The following is a 6,166-nucleotide window of genomic DNA, read 5'->3' on the forward strand; positions in this document are numbered from 1 at the left end:
CTGGTCAGAGACGGTGTTCGTTCTCGTGCCTGGAAGCACCGCTTCGAAAGCCGACCAGCCCGGAATGCAAGGATCCCATTGGGATCCCGGCGTCCGGCGACACCGCCGAATCCCATGTGCTTCACGGGTACCGGCTCTCACCCGGTCGTCGAGCGCCGTACGACGAGCTCCGGTGGAAAGACTGTCTGGCGCGGGATGCTGTCGGGGTCGGCGGCCTCTTCGAGCACGATGCGCAGCGCGGTGCGTCCGATCATCCGGCTGGGCTGACGGATGGATGACAGCGGCACGGCCGCTGCAGCCGCGAAGATGGTGTCGTCGAAGCCGATGATCGCGATCTCGTCGGGCACCAGCATCCGTCCCCCCGACACCAGCGACTGAAGAAGCCCGAGGGCGATCAGGTCGTTCGCGGCGAACAGGGCGTCTGGCCAGTCCCGGCGCGGGCGGGCCAGGATGCGCGCACCGGCCGCGACCCCCTCCTCGACGGTCATCGAGGTCGTGGCCACGACCTCGAGATCAACATGCACCGCAGCGTTCTCAGCCGCCGCCCGCGCACCTGCGAGTCGGTCGTTCATCTGGCGCAGCTCGAACGGGCCGCCGACGAAGGCGATGCGGCGCCGGCCCGTCTCGATGAGGTGCTCGACCGCGAGTCGACCACCGGCGATGCTGTCCACCGAGACCGATGAGAACTCGCCGTCCGCGCTGAAGCGATCCACGAGCACGGTGGCGATGCCGGCCGACCTCAGGCGGCGCAGCTGCCGCAGCACATCGCCGAACGGCGCCAGCAGCAGGCCTCTCACCTGCTGCTCGCGGAAGAGGTCGAGGTACACCTTCTCGCGAGACGGGTCTTCATCGGTGTTGCCGTAGAGGATCGCGATGCCATGGCTGGACGCTTCGTCCTCGGCCCCGCGGACCACGTCGTTGTAGAACGGGTTCTGCCCGTCGAGCACGACGAAGCCGACCGTGGTGCTGATGCCGGCGCGGAGCTTGCGGGCGGCGTCGTTGCGCACGTAGCCGAGGTCGTCGATCGCCTGGCTGACGCGCTGTACGGACTCCGCGGAGACCTCGCCCGGCCGGTTGAGCACGTTCGAGACCGTGCCGACGGAGACGCCGGCGCGTTGCGCGACGTCGCGGATGCTCACGGGCACGGGGGTCTCCATCTCGGGCGGATCACGATTCGGTCACTGACGGTGTTGACCTCGGACCCGTGTCACATACACTAGCCTGAAACCCACCTGAAACGATTCATGTACTGTCGGTTCGAACGAACTGCATTCCACCCTCGAAGGAGAGGAACCGCCCGTGTCCGAAGACGCACCACCCGAGGGCGCCGCGCCAGAGACCACACCAGGCGCTGCACTGGAGCTGCAGCGCGTCGTGAAGTCCTTCGGGCCTGTCATCGCGCTCCGCTCGGGGAGCCTCCGCTTGCAGGCCGGCTCGATTCACGCACTGATCGGCGAGAACGGCGCGGGAAAGTCCACGATGGTGAAGATCATGGCGGGTCTCTACCGCCGCGACGCGGGCGATTTCCAGCTGCACGGCGAAGACGTCGACTTCACCAGCACCGCCCAATCCAAGGCAGCGGGAATCGCCGTGATCTACCAGGAGCCCACGCTCTTTCCCGATCTGTCGGTGACCGAGAACATCTTCATGGGCCGCCAGCCTGTCAACAGGTTCGGCCGCATCGACCGCAAGGCGATGCGCGATGAAGTCCGGCAGATCTTCCAGCGCCTGGGCGTCGCACTCGACCCCGATCGGATCACCGAGGGCCTCTCCATCGCCGACCAGCAGATCATCGAGATCGCCAAGGCCATCTCGCTCGACGCCAGCGTGCTCGTCATGGACGAGCCGACCGCCGCCCTGAGCGGAGTCGAGGTCGAGCGGCTGTTCTCAGTGGCGCGAAGCCTGCGCGACGAGGGACGCGCGATTCTGTTCATCTCGCACCGTTTCGACGAGGTCTTCGACCTGTGCGACACGGTGACGGTCATGCGCGACGGCGCATACGTCGCCACGACGCCGATCGCGGAGACCACAGTGGATGATCTCGTTCGTCAGATGGTCGGCCGTGACGTCACCGAGCTCTTTCCCAAGCAGGAGGCCCGGATCGGCGAGCCATTGCTTGAGGTGTCCGGACTCACCAGCCCCGGGGTCTTCCACGACATCTCGTTCACCGTGCGCTCCGGCGAGATCGTCGCGCTCGCCGGTCTCGTCGGCGCCGGACGCAGCGAGGTCGTGCGGGCGGTGTTCGGCGTCGATGACTATCGCGAGGGCGATGTTCGGATGCTGGGAGCCGCCGTCGTCCGCGGCAATCCGAGCGCTGCGATGCAGGCGGGCCTGGCGTTGGTGCCCGAGGACCGGCGCCGACAGGGACTGGTCATCGACGCAGGAGTGGGTGGGAACATCACCCTTGCGATCCGGCGACGCCTGGCGAAGTGGGGCCTGATCACCACGGGCATCGAGAACCGTGCTGCGCGGGTGTGGGCATCGCGCCTCGAGGTGAAGACGCACGCGCTCGACAGCGTTGCGGCGACCCTGTCCGGCGGGAATCAGCAGAAGGTCGTGCTGGCGAAGTGGCTGGCGACCGACCCGAAGGTGCTCATCATCGACGAGCCGACCCGCGGAATCGACGTCGGCACCAAATCAGAGGTGCACCGGCTGCTGTCGCAGCTCGCCGGCGAAGGCATGGGCATTCTCATGATCTCCTCCGAACTCCCCGAGGTGCTGGGCATGGCCGATTGCGTGCTCGTCATGCGTGAGGGGCGCATCACCGCCGAGATCGATCGGGCGGATGCCACCAGCGAGAACGTCATGTTCGCCGCGACCCACGCAACGGAGGCCGCGGCATGAACGCCACAGCATCGACAAGCCTGCCGTCCACGCCGGAGATCGCGAAGAAGAAGCCGTTCGGCGGGGTCGGGCGCGCTCGAGAGTTCGGAATCCTCGCAGCCCTGCTGCTGGTGATCTTCGCCGCGACCGTGAAGAACCCGAACTTCCTGTTCAGCAGCGACGGATGGCGTGACCTGCTGCTCACGCCCTCGATCCTGGTGCTCGTCGCAGTCGGGCAGGCGATCGTGATCATCACCCGCAACGTCGATCTCTCCGTCGGCTCCGTGATGGGACTCACCGCCTACCTCACCGGTCGACTGTTCATCGATGTTCCCGGCATCCCGATTGCGGTCGTCGTGCTCGCCGCCGTCGTGTTCGGTGCTGTGCTCGGTCTGATCAACGGCGCCCTGGTCGCCTTCGCGAAGGTGCCCGCGATCGTGATCACTCTGGGAACGCTGTACGCCTACCGCGGCATCAACGTGCTGTGGACCGGCAGCGACCGCATCAATCCGTCCGACATGCCCCGCGAGTTCCTGGCGCTCGGCACGCAGCAGGTGCTGACGATCCCCGTGCTCACGATCGTGGCCTTCATCGTGCTCGCAGCCGCCGCGTGGTACATGCGCAACACCAGGGGCGGGCGGGAGTATTACGCGATCGGCTCCGATCCGGATGCCGCGCAGCTGTACGGCCTCAAGGTGACCCGGCGCGTGCTCAGCGCGTTCGTGCTCTCGGGCGCCCTCGCGGGTCTCGCCGGCGTCTTCTACGCGGCGCGCTACGGGTCGATCAGCTCGCAGGCCGGATCCGGGTGGGAGCTGGATGCTGTCGGCGCCGCCGTCATCGGCGGCGTCGCGATCATGGGCGGTGTCGGCTCGGTCTGGGGCGCGGCCATCGGAGCGATGCTGCTGATGACCATCAACCGGGCGCTGCCGATCCTCGGCATCCCCGATTTCTGGCAGCGCGCTGTCGTCGGCGTGCTCATCATCGGCGCGATCGTGCTCGACCGTGTTCTCGCCGTCCGGCAGAAACGCCTCCTCATCGAAGCAAGGGATGACTCATGACCGCCGTGGCCACATCGACGAACCGCGTGATCCGCGACTTCGACCGACCGCTGTGGCGGCGGGTGCTGCTCACGCGGGAGTTTGCGATCATCGGACTCCTTCTGCTGGTCATCGTGGTGGCATCCGTGAGCATTCGCGGATTCGGCCAGCCGATCACCTACAACTACCTGCTGCTGGACGTGGCGCCGATCCTGTTCATCGCGCTGCCGATGACACTGGTCATCATCACCGGCGAGATCGATCTCTCGGTCGGCAGCATGGTGGGGCTCGCGAGCGTCGTCACGGGTGCGCTCGTGCAGGCGGGCGCGCCGTTCGAGCTGGCGGCGATCGCCGCGCTTGCGGTGGGCGTGATCGGCGGCGCCTTCAACGGCTTCCTCATCACGGTCGTCGGTCTGCCCTCCCTCGCGGTGACGATCGGCACCCTGGCGCTGTTCCGAGGTCTCGCCGTCGGACTGCTCGGCACCACCGCGGTGACCGACTTCCCCGAGATCTGGACCGACCTCGCCAAGGCGAAGATCTCCGGGACTCAGATTCCATACATCGTCATCCCGTTCCTCATCGTGCTCGCCGTCTTCGTGATCGTGCTGCACTTCACGCCGTTCGGCCGCGGCATCTACGCGATCGGCCTGTCGAAGGACGCCGCCCGCTTCTCCGGTGTCAACGTCGATCGCACGAAGTTCATCGTGTTCGTGCTGTCGGGCCTGGTGGCGGCGTTCGCCGGCATCTTCTTCACGCTCCGCTTCGGCAGTGCGCGCGGTGACAACGCGACGGGTCTCGAGCTGCAGGTCATCGCGGCCGTCGTGCTCGGCGGCGTATCGGTGTTCGGCGGGCGAGGCCGGTTGCACGGCGTGGTCGCCGCCGTGCTGCTGATCGGAGTGCTCTCCAGCGCGCTGCGGCTGGCGGGGGTCACCTCCGACGTCATCAACATCATCACCGGTGGACTGCTCGTCTTCTCGGTGGTCGCCGCCAGCGTGCTGACCTGGGCGCAGAACCTGCGGCTCAAACGACCTGTACGCCCCGCTGTCTCACCAGCGCCATGAGGCAGCCCCCGTCGCCGGCATCCGTCTGCGGCGAAACCCTCGAAAGGAACAGACAATGAAGTTCGTACGCAATCGAGCCACCGCGCTCGCCTCTGTGGCGGTGGCTGCGGCGCTCGTCCTCACCGGATGCGCCGACACCGGTTCCACCGGCGGCGGAGACGCAGGCGGCAACCAGGGTGACTCCGAGAACCTGACGATCACCTTCCTCCCCAAGAACCTCGGCAACCCGTACTTCGACGCATCGAGCGTCGGGGGCGAGGCGGCCGTGGAAGCCCTCGGCGGCACTTTCGACGAGGTCGGCCCTGCGGAGGCGACGCCGGATGCGCAGGTGAGCTACATCAACACCGCCACGCAGCAGGGCATCGGTGCACTCGTCGTCTCAGCGAACGATCCGCAGGCGATCTGCGATGCGCTGAACGAAGCACGAGATGCCGGCGTCAAGGTCGTCACGTTCGACTCCGACACCAACCCCGAATGCCGTGATCTGTTCGTCAACCAGGCCGACACCGACGGAATCGCCCGTGTGCAGGCCGACCTGATCGCCGAGCAGATCGGCGGCGAGGGCGAGGTTGCGATCCTGTCGGCCGCGGCCAACGCCACCAACCAGAACGCGTGGAACGACGCATTCGAGGCCTACGTGGCCGAGGAGTACCCCGACATCACGGTCGTCGAGACCGTCTACGGCGATGACGACGACCAGACCTCGTTCGACAAGACCGCGGCTCTGCTGCAGACGTACCCCGAGCTGAAGGGCATCGTCTCGCCCACCACGGTCGGTATCGCCGCGGCGGCTCGCTACCTGTCCACGTCGGACTACAAGGGCAAGGTCGCGCTGACCGGACTCGGCACGCCCAACCAGATGCGCGAGTACATCGAGGACGGTACCGTCACCGCCTTCGCGCTGTGGAACCCCGAGGACCTCGGGACGCTCGCCGCTTATGCAGCGGGTGCTCTGATCGCCGGCGACATCACCGGCGCCGAAGGTGACACGTTCGAGGCCGGAGACCTGGGATCGTACGAGGTCGGCGCCGACGGCGTCGTGCTGCTCGGCGACCCCTACGTCTTCGACGCGGACAACATCGCCGACTTCGACTTCTGAGTCGGCTCGCGGGCGCCCGGGCTCCGGCCCGGGCGCCCTTGTCGTGCACATCTCGCCTTCACGGCGTGTTATCCACAGTTCGCGTGGGTGCTGGTCGGATCACGCGTGGTTCGTCCGAGTCCCCGGAGTGCCTCATGTAGAGTCCC

5 protein-coding genes are annotated in these 6,166 nt (G+C 67.0%); 4 read left to right on the forward strand and 1 reads right to left on the reverse strand.

The window, feature by feature from the left end; all coding sequences use genetic code 11:
* Nucleotides 1-137: 137 nt before the first annotated feature.
* Nucleotides 138-1,145: a LacI family DNA-binding transcriptional regulator gene (locus WDU99_RS14125; RefSeq protein WP_337333092.1), complete on the reverse strand. Its 1,008-nt coding sequence runs from the start codon at nucleotides 1,143-1,145 to the stop codon at nucleotides 138-140.
* A gap of 154 nt (nucleotides 1,146-1,299) precedes the next feature.
* Here WDU99_RS14125 and WDU99_RS14130 point away from each other — a divergent pair, with 154 nt between their 5' ends.
* From WDU99_RS14130 to rhaS, 4 genes are read left to right on the forward strand one after another with little or no spacing between them, the layout of a single operon-like run.
* Nucleotides 1,300-2,844 (forward strand): sugar ABC transporter ATP-binding protein, encoded by a 1,545-nt coding sequence (locus WDU99_RS14130; RefSeq protein ID WP_337333093.1) that lies wholly within the window; start codon nucleotides 1,300-1,302, stop codon nucleotides 2,842-2,844.
* Nucleotides 2,841-3,881 (forward strand): ABC transporter permease, encoded by a 1,041-nt coding sequence (locus WDU99_RS14135; RefSeq protein ID WP_337333094.1) that lies wholly within the window; start codon nucleotides 2,841-2,843, stop codon nucleotides 3,879-3,881. The genes WDU99_RS14130 and WDU99_RS14135 overlap by 4 nt, the downstream gene beginning before the upstream one ends.
* Nucleotides 3,878-4,921: an ABC transporter permease gene (locus tag WDU99_RS14140; RefSeq protein ID WP_337333095.1), complete on the forward strand. Its 1,044-nt coding sequence runs from the start codon at nucleotides 3,878-3,880 to the stop codon at nucleotides 4,919-4,921. Before WDU99_RS14135 ends, WDU99_RS14140 begins: the two co-directional genes overlap by 4 nt.
* A 55-nt stretch (nucleotides 4,922-4,976) precedes the next feature.
* Nucleotides 4,977-6,020, forward strand: a complete 1,044-nt coding sequence (gene rhaS / locus WDU99_RS14145) for a rhamnose ABC transporter substrate-binding protein (RefSeq protein WP_337333096.1) — start codon at nucleotides 4,977-4,979, stop codon at nucleotides 6,018-6,020.
* The last annotated feature ends 146 nt before the right edge of the window (nucleotides 6,021-6,166 follow it).

This window comes from Microbacterium bandirmense, from assembly GCF_037204185.1.
GTDB lineage: Bacteria > Actinomycetota > Actinomycetes > Actinomycetales > Microbacteriaceae > Microbacterium > Microbacterium bandirmense.

Bases quoted from the DNA above. Each gene is read 5' to 3' on its own strand.
- WDU99_RS14135 (WP_337333094.1), top strand. From the start codon at position 2,841: ATGAACGCCACAGCATCGACAAGCCTGCCGTCCACGCCGGAGATCGCG.
- rhaS (WP_337333096.1), top strand. From the start codon at position 4,977: ATGAAGTTCGTACGCAATCGAGCCACCGCGCTCGCCTCTGTGGCGGTG.
- WDU99_RS14140 (WP_337333095.1), top strand. From the start codon at position 3,878: ATGACCGCCGTGGCCACATCGACGAACCGCGTGATCCGCGACTTCGAC.